Origin of the sequence: Neisseria sp. 83E34 (genome assembly GCF_001308015.1) — a bacterium.
Taxonomy (GTDB): domain Bacteria; phylum Pseudomonadota; class Gammaproteobacteria; order Burkholderiales; family Neisseriaceae; genus Neisseria.
In genome coordinates this window covers 1-18,980 of record NZ_LGYH01000011.1, presented here as the reverse complement: position 1 = coordinate 18,980, position 18,980 = coordinate 1, and the positions used below count along the sequence as shown (strand labels likewise).

The window sequence follows — 18,980 nt, the reverse complement described above, 5'->3', positions numbered from 1 at the left end:
AAAGCCTGCAATGCTACGGTTAATCGAAGACGGCAGGTGTCGGATTGGGCAGACAAATCGCTTACCGTGGCAAGAGTTTTTGTGCGCAGGCCAGCTCTTTATGGGAAACGGCTGCCGCTTACTATGGCCTTGTAGCGGGGCAGCAGCTTGGCTTGAAAAATTTTGGCAAGCGTTTCAGCGGCTTGTATATGCTTTTGCAACTTTATTGAAAATAAATATTTGAAATAGTTTGTTTAGTTATTTATGAAATTTTGCTATAACCAATGATTCATGCAAATAGAATTTGCTTTTCCGTTAAGTTTATTGTATTTTGTAATCGCCATTTTGATAAAAGATGGCTAAAAAAACAAGTCACAAAGGAAAAAGAGAAATCTGTTGGGATAAAAAGCCGCCGGAATGTTCGAGCGGCTTTTTCTGTTTGGGCGTGTGCTAAAAATGCCTGTCTGAAACCTTTTTTCAGACAGGCATTGTTTATTTTTGAATGATTGTTATAAACAATCTATTTCGTTGGCCAACATATCTTCAATGGTTTCGCGGCGGCGGACGAGTTTGGCTTCACTGCCGCTGACCAACACTTCGGCGGCCCGGGCGCGGGTGTTGTAGTTGCTGGCCATGCTTGAAGCATAAGCTCCCGCGCTGCGCACCACCAGCAAATCGCCCTGCTTGGCGGCGATTTCGCGGTTTTGGGCGAGGAAATCGCCGGTTTCGCAAACCGGGCCCACAATGTCGGCCAGAACCGGCACGGCATCGGTGGGTTCGGCATTTTCAATGTGGTGGTAAGCCTGATAAAGCGCGGGGCGCATCAGATCGTTCATGGCGGCATCGACAATCACGAAATGCTTTTCTTCGCCTTGTTTGATAAATTCCACCCGGGTAAGCAGTGCGCCGGCATTGCCTACCAGGCTGCGTCCGGGTTCGAGAACCAGCTGGTGTGGGCGGTTGCCCATCAGTTTGGCTACGGCATCGGCATAGGCCAGCAAATCCGGCGTTTGCTCGTTTTGATACACAATGCCCACACCGCCGCCCAAGTCGATATGTTGCAGCACGATACCCTGCGCTTCGAGCTTATCGACCAGCAGCAAAATGCGTTCGCAGGCTTCTATCAACGGGTCGAGGTCGATCAGTTGAGAGCCGATATGGCAATCAATACCAGTGATATCGAGGTGGGGCAACGAGGCGGCATAGCGGTAGGCGGCTTCGGCTTCGCTCATGGCGATGCCGAATTTATTGGCTTTCAGGCCGGTGGAGATGTAGGGGTGCGTTTTGGCGTCCACATCGGGGTTGATGCGCAGCGAAACCGGCGCTTGTTTGCCTAGAGTAGCGGCCACTTGGTTGATGCGGTCGAGCTCGGGCAGCGATTCTACGTTGAAACATTTCACGCCGCTTTGGAGCGCGAATTCGATTTCGGCTTCGCTTTTGCCCACGCCGGAGAAAATGGTTTTGCCCGCATCGCCGCCCGCCGCCAACACGCGTGCCAACTCGCCGCCGGAAACGATATCAAAGCCGCTGCCCAATTCGGCAAAGCGGCGGATAACGTTCAGGTTGCTGTTGGCTTTCACTGCATAGCAAATCAGCGGGTTGAGCGCTGAAAAAGCGGTTTGGTAGGTTTGGAATGCTTCGTCCAGCGCGGCGCGGCTGTACACATAAAGCGGTGTGCCGAATTGATTGGCAAGCTCGGTGTAGGTGAGTTGTTCACATTTGAGGGACATGATTATTCCGGTTGGGTAACGGGTTCTTTCGATTCGAATTGCAGGCCGGTTTGTATCGGGCCGAATTTGGCTTTGTCGCCTTCTTTAGGCAGGTAAAGATCGCCTTTGTAGCCGCAGGCTGAGAGCAAAACCAGCAAGGCGGCGGTGGAGAGCAGTTTTTTCATGGTGTTTTAGCCTTATATATGGCAAGATTCGGTATCTTAAACAAAAATCACGATACATACAAAACAATGATGACCGAAAGCGAATTTTTGCAGCATTCCGACCGCCTGTTTGCCCATATTGAAGACCAAATCGACGAAGCGGGTTTGGATTTTGATTGCCGTTTGGCCGGCAATGTGCTCACAATTGAAGCAGACGACGGCACGCAGATTATTGTGAACCGCCACACACCCAATCAAGAATTATGGATAGCAGCCAAAAGCGGCGGCTATCATTTTTCGCACCAAAACGGCGCTTGGCTTGCCACGCGCGACCGCAGCGAATTTTTTGCCGTGTTAAACCAAGCACTGAGTGCAGCTTGCGGCGAAACAGCCGAGATTCCGCCTTTTGCAGGCTGACGATGCAGTTATGCCTGTCTGAAAGAGGTTTCAGACAGGCATTTTGTTTACCTATGGTTGCCCAAAACACTTTATGACCGACACCGCCCAAATCATCGCCAGCTACGGCCGCCGTTACACCGTGCGCACCGACGACGGCTCCGTTTACGACGCCACTACCCGCAAAAAGCGCGTGGATTTCGCCTGTGGCGATTTTGTGCGCATCATTCCGCAAAATGCCGAGCAAGTGGTGATAGAAGACTATCTGCCGCGCCAGAGCCTGCTTTACCGCAAAGACGCCTGGAAAACCAAGCTGATCGCTGCCAATGTGAGCCGCCTGTTTATCGTGTTGGCCGCCGTGCCTTCGCCCAACGAAATGTTGCTGCAACGCGCATTGCTGGCGGCCGAAGCAGGCGGCATCGAGCCTTTTATCGTGTTGAACAAAGCCGATTTGCCCGAAACTGCCGCCTGGCGCGAAAAACTGCGTTTTTATGAAACGCTGGGTTATCCGGTTTACGAAGTGAGCGCTCTGGAAAATGTCGAAGCCTTAAAACCCGCGCTGCAAGGGCAAACCTCGATTTTTCTCGGCCAATCCGGTATGGGCAAATCCACGCTGACCAATGCGCTTTTGGGGCGGGATATTGCACGCACCGGCGATATTTCCACCGCCCTTGATTCAGGCAGGCACACCACAACGCACGCACAACTTTATGATTTGGATGAAGAAAGCAAGCTGATTGATTCACCCGGACTGCAGGAATTCGGTTTGTTCCACCTCAACGCGCCCGACTTGCTGCATTATTTTCCCGATATGCGCCACCTGGTCGGACAATGTCGCTTTCATAACTGCACCCACCGTCAAGAACCGGGCTGCGCGGTAAAAGCGGCGGCCGAGAGTGGTGAAATCCGCCCTGGGCGGTTGGCATTTTTGCAGCGGATTACCGATGAATTGAGCCGTTAGGTGGATGTTTTGGCATATTTGAAAATATTCAATTTATAATGAATATTTAAAATAAATATAGTGAACCAACTTAAAAAAGTATATCCGTTATTATATTCGGGCCAAGCCCGAGCATAACGGCGCAGTTACTGTGTAAGTGGTTTAACGAGAAATATATGCCTGTCTGAAACATGAAAACACGCACACTTTCTTTGTTTTTATTGCTGTTTGCCTCGGCCTGCGCCCACAAAAACACGCCTGTGCAATGGCAATATCGCGGCGGCGATGCCAAAAAAGGCATTGTTTACCTTTCTTACGACCATGCCGAATTTCAGAATGCGAGGGCAGGGCAGGCCAGTCCGCAGCTGATGGCTGACAAACGATGCCGCCAACTCGGTTTTCAAAAAGCCGCCCGCGTGCAAGGATCGCGCAGCGAATGTGTACGCAAAGGAGGCATGATCGGCACCTGCTCGGTAACACGCACCACTTATGAATATTTGTGCGGCGAATATCCGGCGCCGGCCAAAAAAGAAACAGCCAAGAAAACGGGTAAGCAGAAAAGCAAGAAAAAATGAACAGTTGTTGTGATGGAAAATGCCTGTCTGAAACCTTTTCAGACAGGCATTTCGCTTTATGCAATGCTCGGTTTTCAGCCGACTTTTTTGCAGGCTGCCAGCAAAGCTTGGTGATTTTGGGTGCCCCGAACAATTTTGGTGAGGCAGTAAGCGCTAATCAGCATACATATCAAGAAGGCCAAATTAAGGTAAATAGGCAAAGTGAGGTCTGCGCTTTCTAAATGGCTTTCTGCTCTATGAATGATTCTTTCCCCAATCGAACCGATCAGCCAAGTTATCCACCAAATGTTGACCAAAACGGCTGAAGGCTTGTTGCCTGGCGCGGCATGCAGCCATATTTCTTTGGTGGCTTGATAGGGCATGATCAAGTTGAGAAAAGGGATAAAAAAGCTGCCCACAGCCCAGCCGGGTTTGATGCTCATTTCTGCACCCAGCGCGCGGGCGTTGGCTGCGGCGCGATACAGCCAGCAGCAAACTAGAATAGCCGATGTTAGGAAAAATAAGGCCAATAGCAGATCCAGCGGACTAAAAAAGGGTTCTACTTTTTCAAAAATTGCCCACCAACTTTGATCCAAAGCAATCAGGCCGGAGGCTGAATGTATGAGCAGCAGTATCGGTACCAACATAAGGCCGACTATGATGTATATGGCGATCACCGACCAAATAGCAGACAGTGTGAAACGAGTCAGCTTGCTGAAATCTTGATAAATGTAGGTTTTTTCTTTTTTCATAAGGTGTTTTCCTGTAAATGTTGTTGAATGGTTGGTGTTGGATTATTTCATGATCAATGCCTGTCTGAAAACAATGCGGAATAGTTTTCAGACAGGCATGGGTGTTTGCAATAAGGCTTTATTTCGAAACGGTTTTATTGCCTTCCACAATTTTCAGGCCGGAGGAAACCAAACTTGCTATGTCAGCCACGTTGGCGGGCATAATCAGCGTATTGTTTTCTTTGGCCAGTTTGCCGAAGGCTTCCACATATTGCTCGGCCACTTTCAGGTTCACGGCTTCGTTGCCGCCCGGGGTTTGCAGGGCGTCGGCGATTTTACGGATGGCATCGGCATTGGCTTCGGCCACCAAGCGCAAGGCTTCGGCTTCGCCTTGTGCGCGGTTGATGCGGGCGATTTTGTCGCCGTTGGATTCGTTGATGGCGGCTTGCATTTCACCTTCGGACTGCTGGATTTCTGCTTCGCGTTGGCCGCTGGCGAGATTGATCTGCTCGATTTTGCGGCCTTCCGATTCGGCGATGCGGGCGCGTTTTTCGCGTTCGGCGGTGATTTGCGCCTGCATGGCACGCAGGATTTCTTGCGGCGGCACCAAATCTTTGATTTCGTAGCGCAATACTTTCACGCCCCAGGATACGGCGGCTTCATCCAGCGCGGCCACAACGATGCTGTTGATTTCGTCGCGCTCTTCAAAGGTTCGGTCTAACTCCATGCGGCCGATAACCGAGCGCAGCGTGGTTTGGGCAAGCTGGGTGATGGCCATGATGTAGTTGCTGGAGCCGTATGAGGCGAGTTTGGGATCGGTTACTTGGAAGTAAATGATGCCGTCAACCGTGAGCTGGGTGTTGTCGCGCGTGATGCAGACTTGGCTCGGCACATCGAGCGGAATTTCTTTCAGTGTGTGCTTGTAGGCCACGCGGTCGATGAAAGGAATCAGGATGCTGAGGCCGGGGTTCAACACTTTGTGAAAACGGCCCAAACGCTCCACCACATAGGCTTCTTGTTGCGGAACCACGATGAAGGATTTGAAGCCGAATACGATAACGGCGATAAGCAGCAGTATGGGGAAGCTGATGAAAAAATCAAAGTCCATAGGAGCTCCTTTCTTAGTGCAGGTGGATAATCAGGAGATTACCGTTTTTGCCGGTAATTACCGCGGTGCGCGGGGAGGCTTCGGCCGCCGCATTTTCTGCCTGCGCCTGCCAGACGGTGCCGCGGTAATGCACTTCGTACAGCCCGCCGCCTAAGTGGCGCATGATTTGAACGCTCTGACCGATATCCAAATCATTGCGGGCGGTTTCTTCGCGGGCGGAGCGGCGGTGGCGGGCAATCCAACCGTGTGTCCACCAAATTCCCACGGCAGACAATACGGCGGCGGTGATGATGCCGGCAGTCGGATTGTCAAACAGCCAAACCGCGATGCCCGCGCCAAACAGGGCGGCGCTTACCACCATCAGGTAAATCGTGCCGATAAACAATTCGAGAATCAGCACCAATGCTGCGGCGATAAACCAATAAACCATGAGCGTTTCCTCCACAGTTTTCAGACAGGCATGTTGGGGTTTGAATCTTTAGCCAAGCGGTGGACGGAGGTCTTGCGCGGCAGTATCCGATCACACGCCTTGTTTCAGACTGGCTTCGATGAAGCCGTCCAAGTCGCCGTCCATCACGGCTTTGATGTTGCCCACTTCGTGGCCGGTACGCAAGTCTTTGATGCGTGAGGAATCAAAGACATAAGAGCGGATTTGGTGGCCCCAGCCCACGTCGGACTTACTCTCTTCCAGCGATTGCTTTTCTTCGTTGCGCTTGCGCATTTCCAGCTCGAACAATTTGGATTTCAGCATATCCATTGCGGCGGCTTTGTTGGCGTGTTGCGAACGGTCGTTTTGGCATTGCACTACGATGCCCGTCGGCTCGTGGGTGATGCGCACGGCGGAATCGGTTTTATTGATGTGCTGGCCGCCCGCGCCGGATGCGCGGTAGGTGTCGATGCGCAAATCGGCGGGATTGATTTCGATTTCGATGCTGTCGTCCACTTCGGGATACACGAATACGGAGGCAAACGAGGTGTGGCGCTTGTTGTTGGAGTCGAAAGGCGAATAGCGTACCAGGCGGTGGATGCCGGTTTCGGTGCGCAACAGGCCGTAGGCGTATTCGCCTTCGAGTTTGATGGTGGCGCGGTTGATGCCGGCGATTTCGCCTTCGTCTTCTTCCAAAATTTCCAGCTTGAAGCCTTTGCGCTCGCCGTAGCGGCTGTACATGCGCAAAAGCATGCCTGCCCAGTCTTCCGCTTCCGTGCCGCCTGCGCCGGCAGTGATGTCGATGAAGCAGTTGTTGGCATCTGCCGGCTGGTTAAACATACGCTTGAATTCAAGCTCGGCCATTTGGGCTTCCAGCGCGGCCACGTCTTCTTGCACGGCGGCAAAACCGGCTTCGTCGTTTTCTTCCACTGCCATTTCAATCAGCATGCGGTTGTCTTCGATGCCGCTGCCGATGGAATCCAGCGTGAGCACGATGCCTTCGAGAATTTTTCGCTCTTTGCCGATTTCCTGCGCTTTTTTCGGGTCGTTCCACAAATCAGGGTCTTCGGAAAGGCCGATGACTTCTTCCAGGCGGTCTTTTTTGCCTTGGTAATCCAGGTAAACGCGGATATCGGCGCTGCGCTGTTCGAGATCGTCTAAGGTGTTGTTGAGCTGGTTGATGATTTCGGCTTCCATGATGTTCTTTTCGTTAAAAAATTCAGGCGGGTATTGTACTGGATTTCAGGGGCTTTGTCTGTGCGGCGGGTAAAGAGAATGCCTGTTTGAAATACTTTTTCAGACAGGCATGTTTGCTGTTGCAGGCGGCGGTTAATAGCGGTAAGCCGCCAGTTTTTTCTTGATTTCCGGCAACGCGGCCAGTGCGGCTTGTTCGCCGAGTTTGATGGCTTGGTTTTTTTGGTCGAAGCCGCCTACCGAACCGAGCTTTTGCACTTGCGGCTTGATTACCACGTTGGCTTGGCGCAGTTGGTATTCCAGCGCGGGGGCGCTCATGATGTTGAGGCTTTGGTCGAGGTAGTCGAAAAAGCCCGAGCCGTTTTCGAGCTTGGCCGGTTTGGCGGAGATATCCACTGCAATCACAAAGTTGGCGCCTTGCTCTCTGGCGGCGGTAACGGGCACGGGGGCGGAGAGGCCGCCGTCAACATATTGGCGTTTGCCGATTTCGGCGGGCAGGAAAATATTGGGGATGCTGGCGGAGGCGCGCACGGCTTGGCCGGTGTTGCCGGTGTTGAAAGCTACGCTTTTGCCCGAGTTGAAGTCGGTGGCGATGGCGGCGAATTTAACCGGCAGGTTTTGCAGAGGGCGGTTGCCGACTTTGCGGTTGATGTAGTTTTGCAGTTTTTCGCCTTTGATGACGCCGCGGGTAGACAAGGTGAGGTCAACCAAATCGGCTTGGCTGAGGATTTCGGCTTCCAATTCGAGGCGGTCGGGCGACATGCCAGAGGCATAAAGGCTGCCGACGATGGCGCCGGCGCTGGTGCCGGTTACGACGTTTACGGGAATATTGTGCTGCTTCAATACTTTAATCACGCCGATATGGGCAAAGCCTTTGGCTGCGCCGCCGCCGAGTGCGAGGCCGATGATGGCTTTGGGCTTGGCTGTCGGCTGGGGTGCGGGCGGTGTTTTGCGGCCGATTTGGCAGCCGCTGAGGATGAGGGTGCCGAGGGTAAGGAGTAAGACACGGCGGTTGAACCTTAAATGCATATTTGAATTCCTGTGTCGGTGTGTTTGGGCGAAACGAGGGGAAAGTGTGTCTGCGGCCGCCCTGCCGGGAATGGCGGTTTTGCGCGCAGGTTTTTTCAGGCAGGCATTATAAGGTGTGCCGATGCCTGTCTGAAAGCGGGTTTATGGTCAAATCATTTTAAGATAATGTAAGAGCAAAGGGCGGTTTCAGACAGGCATGGCTGGGGCGGATGCCTGTCTGAAAAGCCTGCTTTCAAGCTTTGCCGGGCATTTTCGGGTAAAACTGCACGGGGCTGGCGCCTTCGGGCAGCACGGTTTTTTTCACGGCGTGGCCGTACACGGTTTCGAGTGTGATGCTGAAACGGCCTGCGGCGATTTGCTGCTCAACTAAGGCGCGGGCGGCGGCTTCGTCGCTGAAGGTGAGCGACGCCCAAATGCCCAGTGTGTCCATATCCTGCCAGAAGGTTTGGGCGCTGGTGTAGGAGAGCTCGAGCTTGGCGGTATCGGTAACGGGGTCGTAAAAGCCGCATTCGAGCAGCATGTCGCCCAAATCGTGCATATCAAACAGCATGGGCGCTTCCACGCTGATGCCGGCTTGTTTCAGACAGGCATTGAGGTTTTGCAGGCTGTCGATGCCGAAGTGGGTGAAAAAGAGCAGGCCGTTGGGCTTGAGCGCGTGTGCCCAGTTTTTCAGCACGGGCAGCGGTTCGGAAGCGGTAATCAGGCTGAGGTTGGCAAACAGCATATCGGCGGCGACTTCGGGCAAAGGCACGGTAAGGCTTTGGCAATGTTGGGGTACGCTTTTGCCGGCAAGCTTGGCGAAGAAGCCGGTTTTGCGTGCGGCGGCGGCTTCGTCTAAAAATGCTTGGCGCGGGTCGTATTCGCTGAAGGCGGCTTTGGGATAGCGCGCGGCAAGCAGCTTGCGGGTTTCGTCGTGGTCGGCACCGACAAGCAGGATGTGTTGCGGCGTGTTGCGTACCAGTTGCAGGCGCTCGTCGGTGTTTTGGGCAAGATGGCGGTGTATCAGCCAGCGGTCGGTCGGGTTCATGGTGTGTGCTTTTTCAGACAGGCATGGATTGTTGCGTTGCAAATGCTTTGAGCAATCGGGCAAATTCGTCGGCGTGGCTCAGAAACGGCGCGTGTGCGGCTTTTTCGAGCGTGTGCATTTGGGCGTTGGGCAGGTGGCGCTGAAGGTAGCTGCCCATGCGCGGCGGCGTGATGGTGTCTTTGCCGCCGTAAATCAGGCAGGCGGGCTGCGGCAACTGGGGCAGGAATGCGCGGGCGTCGGCTTCGGCCAGTGCGTCGAGCGCGCTTTGCAGGGCGGCGGGCGCGCCGTGTTTTACGATGTCGGGCAACACTTTTTCCAGAATGCTGTGTTGGTCTTTTGCGTATAAAAATTGCAACTGTAGAAATTGTTTCATATATTTATGGTAGTCTTGTTGAAACAATTCAATCATTTTGGCTAAAGCGGGGTTGTTCAAGCCTTCGGGATAATCGGGCCCGGCGCAGAATTTGGCGAAGCTGGCGGTTAGGCAGAGCGCGCGCACTTTTTCGGGATGGCGGTGGGCGATGTGAAGCGACACCAGCCCGCCGAGCGACCAGCCGAGCAGGCAGGCGGGTTCGGTGATTTGTTCGGCCAGCGCGTCGGCGGCGGCAATTACGTCGAAATGACCTGCAAGCGGGGCTTGGCCGTGGCCGGGCAAATCCAGCGCCTGAATCTGCCAGCTTTCGGGCAGGCGCGGAATCAAATCGTCAAACACATGGCGGTTGGCCGCCCAGCCGTGGATTAAAACAAGATGGTTTACGGGGGATGTCATGGGTTTTCTTTCTTTCAGGCTGCCGCAATCGGAAGCCTGCTTATTATGCCACGATTCTGGCGCGGATAAGGGATTGTGCCGTGCCTGTCTGAAAGACTTGCGCGTGTCGGCTTCGGATGCGGCCAATGTGTGCCCCCGCTGCGGCGGCACCAGCGCGGGCGCGGCGGTGTGCGGGCAATGCCAGAAGGCGCCGCCGCCGTTTGAGCGGTTGTGGGCTTCGGTGGAATATGCGCCGCCGGTGAGCGGCATTCTGCACCGGTTTAAGCATCGGCGTGACCGCTCGTTGGCGGAGCCGCTGGTGTCGCTGATGGCGTCATTGCCGCCGCCGTGGCTGGATGATGTGCGCATAGATGCCGTGCTGGCCATGCCTTTGAGCCGCGAGCGGCGGCTGTTTCGCGGGTTTAATCAGTGCGACGAATTGGCCGAAGCGCTGGCAAAGCTTTACGGCTGGCAGGTGTTGCCGCACAATTCGGTTTTCAGACAGGCATCCGCGCCTCAAAGCACCCTGCCTTTTGAGGCGCGCAAGAAAAACGTGCGCGGCGCTTTTCAGGTTGACGCCTGTGTTAAAGAACGTAACGTGTTGTTAATCGACGATGTTTTGACCAGCGGCGAGACTTTGCGCGAATGTTCCCGAATGCTGCGCCGCTCGGGCAGCGGCAGCGTTTTTTGCTGGACGCTGGCAATATCCAAATTGAAAATTTTTTGATGAACTAAGCACTTATCTAGTATAGTGCGCCCCTAGATTTTGGAATCTTAATGTTTACCGTAGTTTTATATCAACCCGAAATTCCGCCGAATACAGGCAATATCATCCGATTGTGTGCCAACACCGGCATGGATCTGCATTTGGTTAAGCCGCTGGGCTTTCCGCTGGATTCGGCCAAAATGAAGCGGGCGGGTTTGGATTATCACGAGTTCGCCTCGCTTACGGTACACGAAGATTTTGATGCCTGTCTGAAAGCTTTGGCAGGGCGGCGCATTTTTGCGTTGACCACCAAAGGCTCAAGCCGTTACGACCAAGCCGCATTCGCCCCGGGCGATGTGTTTTTGTTTGGCCCGGAAACGCGCGGCCTGCCTGCCGAAATTTTGGATGCCCTGCCTGCCGAACAGAAACTGCGTCTGCCCATGCAGCCGCAAAGCCGCAGCATGAATCTTTCCAACACCGTGGCGGTGATGGTTTACGAAGCGTGGCGGCAAAACGGTTTCGGCGGGCAGGTTTAGTTCGTTTTATCATTTCATCATTAGTTTTAAATCAACCGTACAAGAATCAGAACAAAATCGGTTTGCGTTATCAACTCAAAGAATAGGAACCTGTTTTGACTAAAGCCATAAAAACCCTGTCTATCGGCGCTTTGGGCGCCGCTCTTGTGCTGATTAGCGCCTCGTCTTTCGGTAAAGACCGTTTGGTGTCCGAAAGCCAAGTCCGTCCCGAACCGCTGATTAAAGCGGCCAATATGAGTTACAAAGTACGCGGGATGCGCTACACGCCGGTTAAACAGATCAAAACTTTCAGTCAAACAGGCCAGGCCTCATGGTACGGCCCCGGCTTCCACGGTAAGAAAACCGCCAGCGGCGAACGCTTCGATATGCATGCGTACACTGCCGCACACAAAACCCTCCCGATTCCCAGCTACGCTAAAGTCACCAATCTTTCCAACGGCAAAAGCGTGATTGTGCGCATCAACGACCGCGGCCCGTTCCACGGCAGCAGGGTGATTGATTTATCTAAAGGCGCGGCGCAGAAAATCGGCTTTTCCGGCGTAGCCAATGTGCGCGTGGAACAAATTGTGCCCGGCCAAATCGCTGCCGCCCAACCGGAGCAAATTTATGTTACGCTGGCGGCGTTCAACAGCGAATCTGCGGCGCGTGATTACGCAGGCCGCACCAACAGCCGCCTGCAAGGCGCCGCTTCCGCACACCGCGCGCTTACCGAGCGTAAAGACGGCCAATATATCGTGAAACTCGGCCCGTTTGCCAAACCGGAGCAGGCTGACAGTGTCCGCCAAGTGGCCATGGCTCAGAATTCGATTTAAACGGCTTTACGCTGTAAATTATTGTATTTTTGTTTTTCAGACAGGCATTCCGCAACGAATGCCTGTCTGAAATGCGTTTCAGGAAAGCTTATTTATGATTGGCAGACTTACGGGAAAATTGGTTGAAAAGCAGCCGCCGCAGATTGTGATTGATGTGAACGGCGTGGGCTATGAAGTGGATGTGTCGATGCAGACTTTTTATGCGCTGCCCGCGCTCAACGAAACCGTGCAGCTTTATACCCAGCTGGTGGTGCGCGAAGATGCGCATTTGCTGTTTGGTTTTGCTTCGGCAGCCGAACGGGCAACGTTCCGCCAGCTGGTTAAAGTGAGCGGCATCGGTGCGAAAACGGCGCTGGGTATTTTGTCGGCCATGACGGTGGACGAGCTGGCGCAGGCAGTGGCGCAGGAAGATGTGAAGCGTTTGTCTTCCGCGCCGGGCGTAGGCAAGAAAACCGCCGAACGCATGATCTTGGAGCTGCGCGGCAAGCTGGTGGCCGAGGGTGCGGGAGCAGGCCTGTCTGAAAACATGCCGGTGGTGGATGAAACCGATGATGTGGTGAACACGCTGTTGGCGCTGGGCTATAACGAGCGTGAAGCCAAGGCCGCGGTGAAGGGCATCCCGGCCGGCACGGATGTGAGCGAAGGCGTGCGGCTGGCATTGAAGAATTTGTTGAAATAGCCGGTTTTAGTTTTAAAAGAGCTATGTCTTATATCGAATATGAATCCAAGCACGATCCACTGGATAACCGGCGCCTTGCCCGCAGCCGTTTCGCAGCATATTGTCTACCTGTGGCTTTGGCGGTGCTGCTGTTGAACAGATTTGTTCCGTGGTTTCTCGATGTGTTCAATTCAGTCGGTTCTATTCAAACGCATTTGGGTAAGGCGGGAGTGGCATTTGCTTTTTTTAGTTACTGTTTGATTTATTATCAAAACAAACAATTGGATAAGCGCTGCAATGATGCGGAGCGGGGGTGGACGGTATGCAGGAGGGTGTATCAGCTGGGCGTAGGTCTGGCTGTGTTGGCTGCGTTTATTCCCTTGTTGATGGCGTTTGTACTGTTGGTTATGCTGGTTCAATTTGTTTACGGGTTGGCATTGCCGGAAAATTCAAAACCCAACCTAAGCGGCTATCCAAACAAACCTGCCGATATGCCGGTTTTGCTCGCAGCGGCTGCCGCTGTGGCAGTTTATGCGTTTATACTGCTTTGGCTTCTGCGTTATATGAGTTATATGTAAAGATGTGAATTTTTCAGGCAGCCTCTTTTTTGTTGTGCGGCATGTCTCAAATGGATGAAATTGATGATGAAGCGTTTTTTTAACTGGTTCGAATCCCGTATTGACCCCTATCCCGATGCACCGCCGAAAACGCCCGAAAAAGGCTTGTGGCGCTTCTTGTGGAGCAGCATGGAGGGCATGCGCGGTTGGATTGTGGTGCTGACGGTTTTGACGGCCGGCATCGGTATTATGGAAGCCTTATTGTTTCAGTTTATGGGCAAGGTGGTCGACTGGTTGGGCCAATATACGCCGCAAACCCTGTGGGCGGAAAAGGGCTGGGCATTGTCGGGCATGGCGGCGTTGATGGTGTTCGCCGTGTTGTGGCATTTCATCGCATCGAACGTGCGCCTGCAAACACTGCAAGGCGTGTTTCCGATGCGTTTGCGTTGGAATTTCCACCGCTTGATGCTGGGGCAGAGCCTCGGTTTTTATCAGGACGAATTTGCGGGGCGCGTTTCGGCCAAAGTGATGCAGACCGCGTTGGCAGTGCGCGATACGGTGATGACGCTGGCCGATATGGTGGTGTATGTGCTGGTGTATTTCATCAGCTCGGGCGTGATTTTGGCGGCGTTTGACGGCTGGCTGTTGCTGCCGTTTGTATGCTGGATTATCGCATTCGGCACGGTAATGCGCGTGCTGATTCCCAAGCTGGCACAAACGGCCAAGCGGCAGGCGGATGCGCGTTCGCTGATGACCGGTCGCATTACCGATGCTTATTCCAACATCACCACAGTGAAGCTGTTTTCGCACGGCGCACGCGAGGCGCGTTATGCCAAGCAGTCGATGCAGGAATTTATGGTAACCGTGCATGCGCAAATGCGTTTGGCCACCACTTTATATACCTGTAATTTTATCGTGAACTCGGGGCTGACTTTATCCACCGCCGCATTGGGTATCTGGCTGTGGCATAACGGGCAGGTTGGAGTGGGTGCGATTGCTACCGCCACGGCCATGGCTTTGCGTGTGAACGGTTTGTCGCAATACATCATGTGGGAATCCGCCCGCCTGTTTGAAAACATCGGCACGGTCAGCGACGGTATGGGTACGCTTTCCAAGCCGCATACGATTGTCGACAAATCCAACGCCCTGCCGTTAAAAGTAGAGCGCGGCGATATCCGTTTCGATCACGTCGATTTTTCTTACGAAGCAGGCAAACCCCTGCTCAACGGCTTTAACCTGCACATAAAACCCGGCGAAAAAGTCGGCTTGATCGGGCGTTCCGGTGCGGGCAAATCCACTATCGTGAATTTACTGCTCAGATTTTATGAGGCACAAAGCGGCAGCATTACCATCGACGGCCAAAACGTTACCGATATTACCCAAGAAAGCCTGCGCGCCCAAATCGGGTTGGTTACCCAAGATACCAGCCTGCTGCACCGCTCCGTGCGCGACAACATCATCTACGGCCGCCCCGATGCCACCGAAGAGGAAATGATGCAGGCCGCACGCCGCGCCGAAGCCGCCGATTTTATTCCCAACCTTTCCGATGCCAAAGGCCGCAAAGGATACGATGCCCATGTAGGCGAGCGCGGCGTCAAACTTTCAGGCGGCCAGCGTCAGCGTATCGCCATCGCCCGTGTGATGCTGAAAGACGCGCCGATTCTGCTGCTCGACGAAGCCACCAGCGCACTGGATTCCGAAGTGGAAGCGGCGATTCAGGAGAGCCTGGACAAAATGATGGAAAACAAAACCGTGATTGCCATCGCCCACCGGTTATCCACCATTGCCGCTATGGACAGGTTAATCGTGCTGGATAAAGGCCGCATTGTTGAAGAGGGCAGCCATGCCGAACTGCTGGAGAAAAACGGCTTGTACGCCAAACTTTGGGCGCACCAAAGCGGCGGGTTCCTGGCAAGGCATGCGGATTGATCAGTTTCTTTTTTTAGAAATACCATATCGGCTTAACGATATGAACTAAATAGCCAAAATGCCTGTCTGAAACTTTTCAGACAGGCATTTTTATTGCCTAATTTGTTGCTAATTGTTCTGTATTAAAATTAAGAGGCAAATTGGGCATTTTGCTTGTATGATGATTTTGTTTGAATCCATTGCCAGGAGGGGATTTGCACAAGCTGCATACCCGTAAATAAGCGGCATCCGCCTGCATTTCTGCCTTGTATTCAGGCTGTTATGCGGAAGAGTTTGCTTAGGAACGTGTGCTGCTATGTAATACAAGATCCTAGCTATAAATTTAAGCAAATCAAATTTCTCAAACCAACTTGACAGCATTTGCTTGAGATGGACTGAGTTTTCATATTTTAAGGAAAAATAAAAAAAATGATCTCAAAATCCAATGATACACAAAATAATACACAATCTGATAACGTACAAAACGACCCTTTAAAACCGGACACTCTTCCGGTCGGCCCGCCTCCCCGGCACACTGTTCCCTTATTGGTGCCTGAAATTGTATTGGATAATCTTCCGGACGAAGAAGCCGAGGCGGAGAAAGCGAGCTTCGCGGCCAAAGAAGCCGGATCGGCAACAGAAAAAAAAGCCAAGAAAAACAAAGGAAAAAATAAAGATAAAAACAAAGACGGTAAAAACTTAGAGAAAAAAGAGGAAGAAATCGTTCCTATCGGTACGGCTAAGGGTGTGGAAACCATGTTCCGTAATGCGTTTCGCACCGAGATGGAATTGCTGGCTTTGGCGGCGACCAAAGCCAATATTATGATTTCGCTCAACGGCTTTATCGTGTCGGCCTTAATGATTTCCGGTGCATTCGTTTTCGCCTCTTCGCCGGAATTTCTGGTGCCTGCCGGTATATTTATGTTTACCGCAGCCACATCGATTGTGTTTGCACTGCTTTCCGCCTCGCCGGATAGGGCGGGCAAAATCCGTTCGATATTGGATTGGTTTTCCGATTGGCGTAAAGGCAGAGCAAAACTGAAGGATCTCAAATCAAGAGTGGTTCGTCCGGAAGGGCACTTTTTCGGTGAAACTCCCAATATCCTGATTTATGAAGACCGTGTGAAAATTTCTAAAGACCGCTATTGGCGCATGATGCAGGATATTATGGCCGATCGCGAACAAGTCTATCATAAGATGAGTGACGAGCTTTATTGGCTGGGTTTGATGGCCAATAAGCAGTTTAAATACCTGAATATGTCTTACGCCGCTTTCCGCTGGGGCTTGCTGGCTTCCGTGCTGGCCTTTGTAGGCGTGAAAACTTTACCCAATATTATTCCTGCCATGCAGCAAAATAAGCAAGAAGCTGAATTGAAAAGCTTCGGCATTTATACATTCAAAGGTGTGTATGAGCCTTCTGCCGTGCAGCAGCTTTCCGACGGCCGCTTGCTGATTATGGAAGACGAAGCGACCCGCGCCGCCAGCATTTTATCTTTCGCAGCAGACGGAACCCTGTCTGAAGACGATGCCGCCGACTCTCGCCTGACACGCGGCTTCAAACGCAAACTTAGCGACCTCGAAGGCCTTACCCGCGATCCGGACGGATACATTTATGCCATCACATCCCACGCGGTCAACAAAGAAGGCCAGCGCCGCCCCGACCGCGAACATTTGCTGCGCTTCAAGGTTCAAGGGCATGATGTGCGCGAGCTCAGCTATTTTGACAAGCTGACCGATACTTTGGAGAATTCCGAGCAGCTGAAGGAGCTGTTCAAATCGAAAATCGGCACCACTTTGGATTTCAAAACCATCAATATCGAGGGCTTGGCTTTCGATCCGAACAAAAAGCAATTGTTGCTCGGCTTGCGCGATCCAGAGTTTAACGAGCGTTCCATCGTGCTTTATATCGACAACCCGAAAGCCGTGTTTGAAGAAAAAGCGGAACCGAATTTTGTTGATGCCGCTTTCTTGGATATTAAAGGCGGCGGTATCCGCTCGCTCAACTACGATCCTGTATTGAAAGCCTTTATCATGACCAACGAAGTAAAAGATGATGACGGCAGCAAATATTCACAACTTTGGACATGGAGCGGCGACCCTAATGCGCCTGCCAAACCCATACCATTGCCTAACCTGCGCCACATGACCAACGTAGAGGCGATTGATTCCATCAAAGTCAACGGTCAGCCGCGCTTGATATTGATGAGTGATGAGGGCGATGCGACCAAGAAGCTTACTGCCAAATATATGCTGGTAGATTATAACGATTTGTAATGACACCTCAGTGAGAAAATTCGGCAAGGCAAATGCCTTGCCGAATTTTCAGACAGGCATTGTGACCAACACAATGCACATGCATCACATTGATTTAAAGAAAGGAGTGCACATGCCCTCTAAACGTAAAATATTTTATTGGGGTATGCCCGCTACCGTGATTGCCATCGGCGCATTATCTTGGGCGGTTGCTAAATCTGTTTCGCCCGAAAAAATTGTCAGCCATAAATTGGCGGGCACTTACGAACCTTCCGCCGTACAGCAATTGCCTGATGGCAGATTATTGGTTGCGGAAGATGAAGCAGTGCGCGCGCTGAGTCTGCTTACTGTGAATGCGGATGGTACACTTCAGGAGAATCAAGCCGCAGATAGCGAATTGATGAATAGCTTAAAGGTCAAGCTGGATGACTTGGAAGCTTTGGCGGCTGATGATAAAGGCTATATTTATGCCGCAACTTCTTTTTCTTCCACCAAGAAGAACAGCCGCGAACCTGATCGTGAGCGGTTCGTACGTTTCAAAATCCAAGGCAATCGGATTCAAGACTTAAAAGAAGCCGTTAACCTGAAAGAAGCCTTGCTCAAAGCATCTGAAGTGCAGAAAACCATTCAAAGCAAAACCGGTAAACCGGTTGATTTCCACGATTTGAATTTGGAAGGCTTGGCATACGATACGAAAAACAACCGGCTTATGCTCGGTATTCGGGAACCTATGGCAGGAAAGCTTGCTATGGTGATTCCCATCAACAATCCGAACGAATTATTTGAAAATAAAGCAGCTCCCCGTTTCGGCGAAGTATTGCTGCTTGACTTGGAAGGCGGCGGTATCCGCTCGCTTGAGTATATGGCCGAAACCGACAGCTATCTGATAGCCAATGAATTGGCAAATGAACAAGGCAAATTTCGTTCCTATTTATGGAGATGGGCTGGAAAGCCTCAATCTCAGCTTCAAAAACTGGTGTTGAATACAGATGAAAAATGGAAAAATGCAGAAGCTGTTAATGTGATTAAGGCTGATGATAAACAATATTTGCTTGTTATGTCGGATGATGGTAAGGCCAAAAAGAATAAACCTTCAAGCTATATATTAATAAATTATAAAAATATAAATTAATAAATAATATTTTAAGTAACTATATTTATCTCTCAACAAAATGCCTGTCTGAAATATTCAGACAGGCATTTTGTTTTGTAAAGGTATTCGATTATACGGCTGTTTTATTTGCTGAGCGGCTGATTTTATAAGTTGAAATAATTTACTGTAAATAAAAAATAAGAATTTGGCATAGTTATTGCTTGATTTTAGGTTGAGGTATTGAATTTTATACGGGCTAATGAAATTCGGCAGAGAAGAAATTTTTATTGTGGTCGTATTTTCCGATAAACGGTAAGGATTTGCCCAGAGTTCAATATGACAAAATGTAAAAAGCAAATTCAGTTTTTGAGGTGAATAACCGATATGCTTTTTTGTTACTGAGTGACGTAAATTGGCAGTTTGTAACGTAGATAGTAATTTTAATATAAAT

General features: G+C 51.6%; 21 protein-coding genes. 11 read left to right on the top strand and 10 right to left on the bottom strand.

The genetic code is table 11. The features are described 5' to 3' along the window. Positions 1-488 precede the first annotated feature (488 nt). Both lysA and AKG09_RS11720 read right to left on the bottom strand, forming a co-directional pair. Positions 489-1,709 carry a diaminopimelate decarboxylase gene (gene lysA / locus AKG09_RS10250; RefSeq protein ID WP_054619350.1) on the bottom strand — a complete coding sequence of 407 codons (1,221 nt, stop codon included), beginning with the start codon at positions 1,707-1,709 and terminating at the stop codon, positions 489-491. Between the two features lie 2 nt (positions 1,710-1,711). After that, a complete protein-coding gene (locus AKG09_RS11720; RefSeq protein WP_082391989.1) occupies positions 1,712-1,873 on the bottom strand; it encodes a lipoprotein in 162 nt (53 codons plus the stop codon). 66 nt (positions 1,874-1,939) lie between these two features. Between AKG09_RS11720 and cyaY the strand changes: the two genes are divergently transcribed. The 3 genes from cyaY to yecR all read left to right on the top strand — a co-directional run bounded on the left by cyaY (position 1,940) and on the right by yecR (position 3,763). Next, on the top strand, positions 1,940-2,269 hold the full coding sequence (gene cyaY / locus AKG09_RS10245) for an iron donor protein CyaY (RefSeq protein WP_054619390.1): 330 nt from the start codon (positions 1,940-1,942) through the stop codon (positions 2,267-2,269). 73 nt (positions 2,270-2,342) lie between these two features. Then, positions 2,343-3,209, top strand: a complete 867-nt coding sequence (gene rsgA, locus AKG09_RS10240) for a ribosome small subunit-dependent GTPase A (protein ID WP_054619349.1) — start codon at positions 2,343-2,345, stop codon at positions 3,207-3,209. 170 nt (positions 3,210-3,379) lie between these two features. Continuing rightward, entirely contained in the window at positions 3,380-3,763 is a 384-nt protein-coding gene (gene yecR, locus AKG09_RS10235; protein WP_054619348.1) for a YecR family lipoprotein, read from the top strand. Between the two features lie 74 nt (positions 3,764-3,837). On the opposite strand, the gene AKG09_RS10230 is transcribed toward yecR, so the two are convergent. The 7 genes from AKG09_RS10230 to bioH all read right to left on the bottom strand — a co-directional run bounded on the left by AKG09_RS10230 (position 3,838) and on the right by bioH (position 10,027). Continuing rightward, on the bottom strand, positions 3,838-4,494 hold the full coding sequence (locus AKG09_RS10230; protein ID WP_054619347.1) for a DUF4328 domain-containing protein: 657 nt from the start codon (positions 4,492-4,494) through the stop codon (positions 3,838-3,840). A gap of 118 nt (positions 4,495-4,612) precedes the next feature. Beyond that, positions 4,613-5,563 carry an SPFH domain-containing protein gene (locus AKG09_RS10225; RefSeq protein WP_054619389.1) on the bottom strand — a complete coding sequence of 317 codons (951 nt, stop codon included), beginning with the start codon at positions 5,561-5,563 and terminating at the stop codon, positions 4,613-4,615. Positions 5,564-5,594: 31 nt separating this feature from the next. Next, positions 5,595-6,011, bottom strand: a complete 417-nt coding sequence (locus AKG09_RS10220; protein ID WP_054619346.1) for an NfeD family protein — start codon at positions 6,009-6,011, stop codon at positions 5,595-5,597. Positions 6,012-6,101: 90 nt separating this feature from the next. After that, positions 6,102-7,205 carry a peptide chain release factor 2 gene (gene prfB, locus AKG09_RS10215; RefSeq protein WP_054619345.1) on the bottom strand — a complete coding sequence of 368 codons (1,104 nt, stop codon included), beginning with the start codon at positions 7,203-7,205 and terminating at the stop codon, positions 6,102-6,104. Positions 7,206-7,337: 132 nt separating this feature from the next. Further along, on the bottom strand, positions 7,338-8,231 hold the full coding sequence (locus tag AKG09_RS10210; RefSeq protein WP_054619344.1) for a patatin-like phospholipase family protein: 894 nt from the start codon (positions 8,229-8,231) through the stop codon (positions 7,338-7,340). A 232-nt stretch (positions 8,232-8,463) separates the two neighbouring features. Then, positions 8,464-9,258: a hypothetical protein gene (locus AKG09_RS10205; RefSeq protein WP_054619343.1), complete on the bottom strand. Its 795-nt coding sequence runs from the start codon at positions 9,256-9,258 to the stop codon at positions 8,464-8,466. 13 nt (positions 9,259-9,271) lie between these two features. Next, positions 9,272-10,027 carry a pimeloyl-ACP methyl ester esterase BioH gene (gene bioH / locus AKG09_RS10200; protein ID WP_054619342.1) on the bottom strand — a complete coding sequence of 252 codons (756 nt, stop codon included), beginning with the start codon at positions 10,025-10,027 and terminating at the stop codon, positions 9,272-9,274. Here bioH and AKG09_RS10195 point away from each other — a divergent pair. The 8 genes from AKG09_RS10195 (at position 10,026) to AKG09_RS10155 (ending at position 18,568) form a co-directional block, all read left to right on the top strand. Next, a complete protein-coding gene (locus AKG09_RS10195; protein WP_054619341.1) occupies positions 10,026-10,733 on the top strand; it encodes a ComF family protein in 708 nt (235 codons plus the stop codon). The two genes, bioH and AKG09_RS10195, sit on opposite strands and share 2 nt — an antisense overlap. A gap of 50 nt (positions 10,734-10,783) precedes the next feature. Then, on the top strand, positions 10,784-11,248 hold the full coding sequence (gene trmL / locus AKG09_RS10190) for a tRNA (uridine(34)/cytosine(34)/5-carboxymethylaminomethyluridine(34)-2'-O)-methyltransferase TrmL (RefSeq protein WP_054619340.1): 465 nt from the start codon (positions 10,784-10,786) through the stop codon (positions 11,246-11,248). Between the two features lie 95 nt (positions 11,249-11,343). Next, entirely contained in the window at positions 11,344-12,060 is a 717-nt protein-coding gene (locus AKG09_RS10185) for a septal ring lytic transglycosylase RlpA family protein (protein WP_082391984.1), read from the top strand. Positions 12,061-12,154: 94 nt separating this feature from the next. Further along, positions 12,155-12,739 (top strand): Holliday junction branch migration protein RuvA, encoded by a 585-nt coding sequence (ruvA, locus tag AKG09_RS10180; RefSeq protein WP_054619339.1) that lies wholly within the window; start codon positions 12,155-12,157, stop codon positions 12,737-12,739. A 23-nt stretch (positions 12,740-12,762) separates the two neighbouring features. After that, positions 12,763-13,296: a hypothetical protein gene (locus tag AKG09_RS10175; protein ID WP_054619338.1), complete on the top strand. Its 534-nt coding sequence runs from the start codon at positions 12,763-12,765 to the stop codon at positions 13,294-13,296. A 63-nt stretch (positions 13,297-13,359) separates the two neighbouring features. Further along, positions 13,360-15,204 carry an ABC transporter ATP-binding protein gene (locus AKG09_RS10170; protein WP_054619387.1) on the top strand — a complete coding sequence of 615 codons (1,845 nt, stop codon included), beginning with the start codon at positions 13,360-13,362 and terminating at the stop codon, positions 15,202-15,204. Positions 15,205-15,612: 408 nt separating this feature from the next. Continuing rightward, positions 15,613-17,457 carry a DUF3616 domain-containing protein gene (locus AKG09_RS10160; protein WP_054619336.1) on the top strand — a complete coding sequence of 615 codons (1,845 nt, stop codon included), beginning with the start codon at positions 15,613-15,615 and terminating at the stop codon, positions 17,455-17,457. A 112-nt stretch (positions 17,458-17,569) separates the two neighbouring features. Then, positions 17,570-18,568 (top strand): DUF3616 domain-containing protein, encoded by a 999-nt coding sequence (locus tag AKG09_RS10155; protein WP_050795364.1) that lies wholly within the window; start codon positions 17,570-17,572, stop codon positions 18,566-18,568. A 57-nt stretch (positions 18,569-18,625) separates the two neighbouring features. Here the strand turns inward: AKG09_RS10155 and AKG09_RS12250 are convergent. Further along, the coding region (locus tag AKG09_RS12250; protein ID WP_231623929.1) for a hypothetical protein at positions 18,626-18,980 on the bottom strand (355 nt) is incomplete at its 5' end.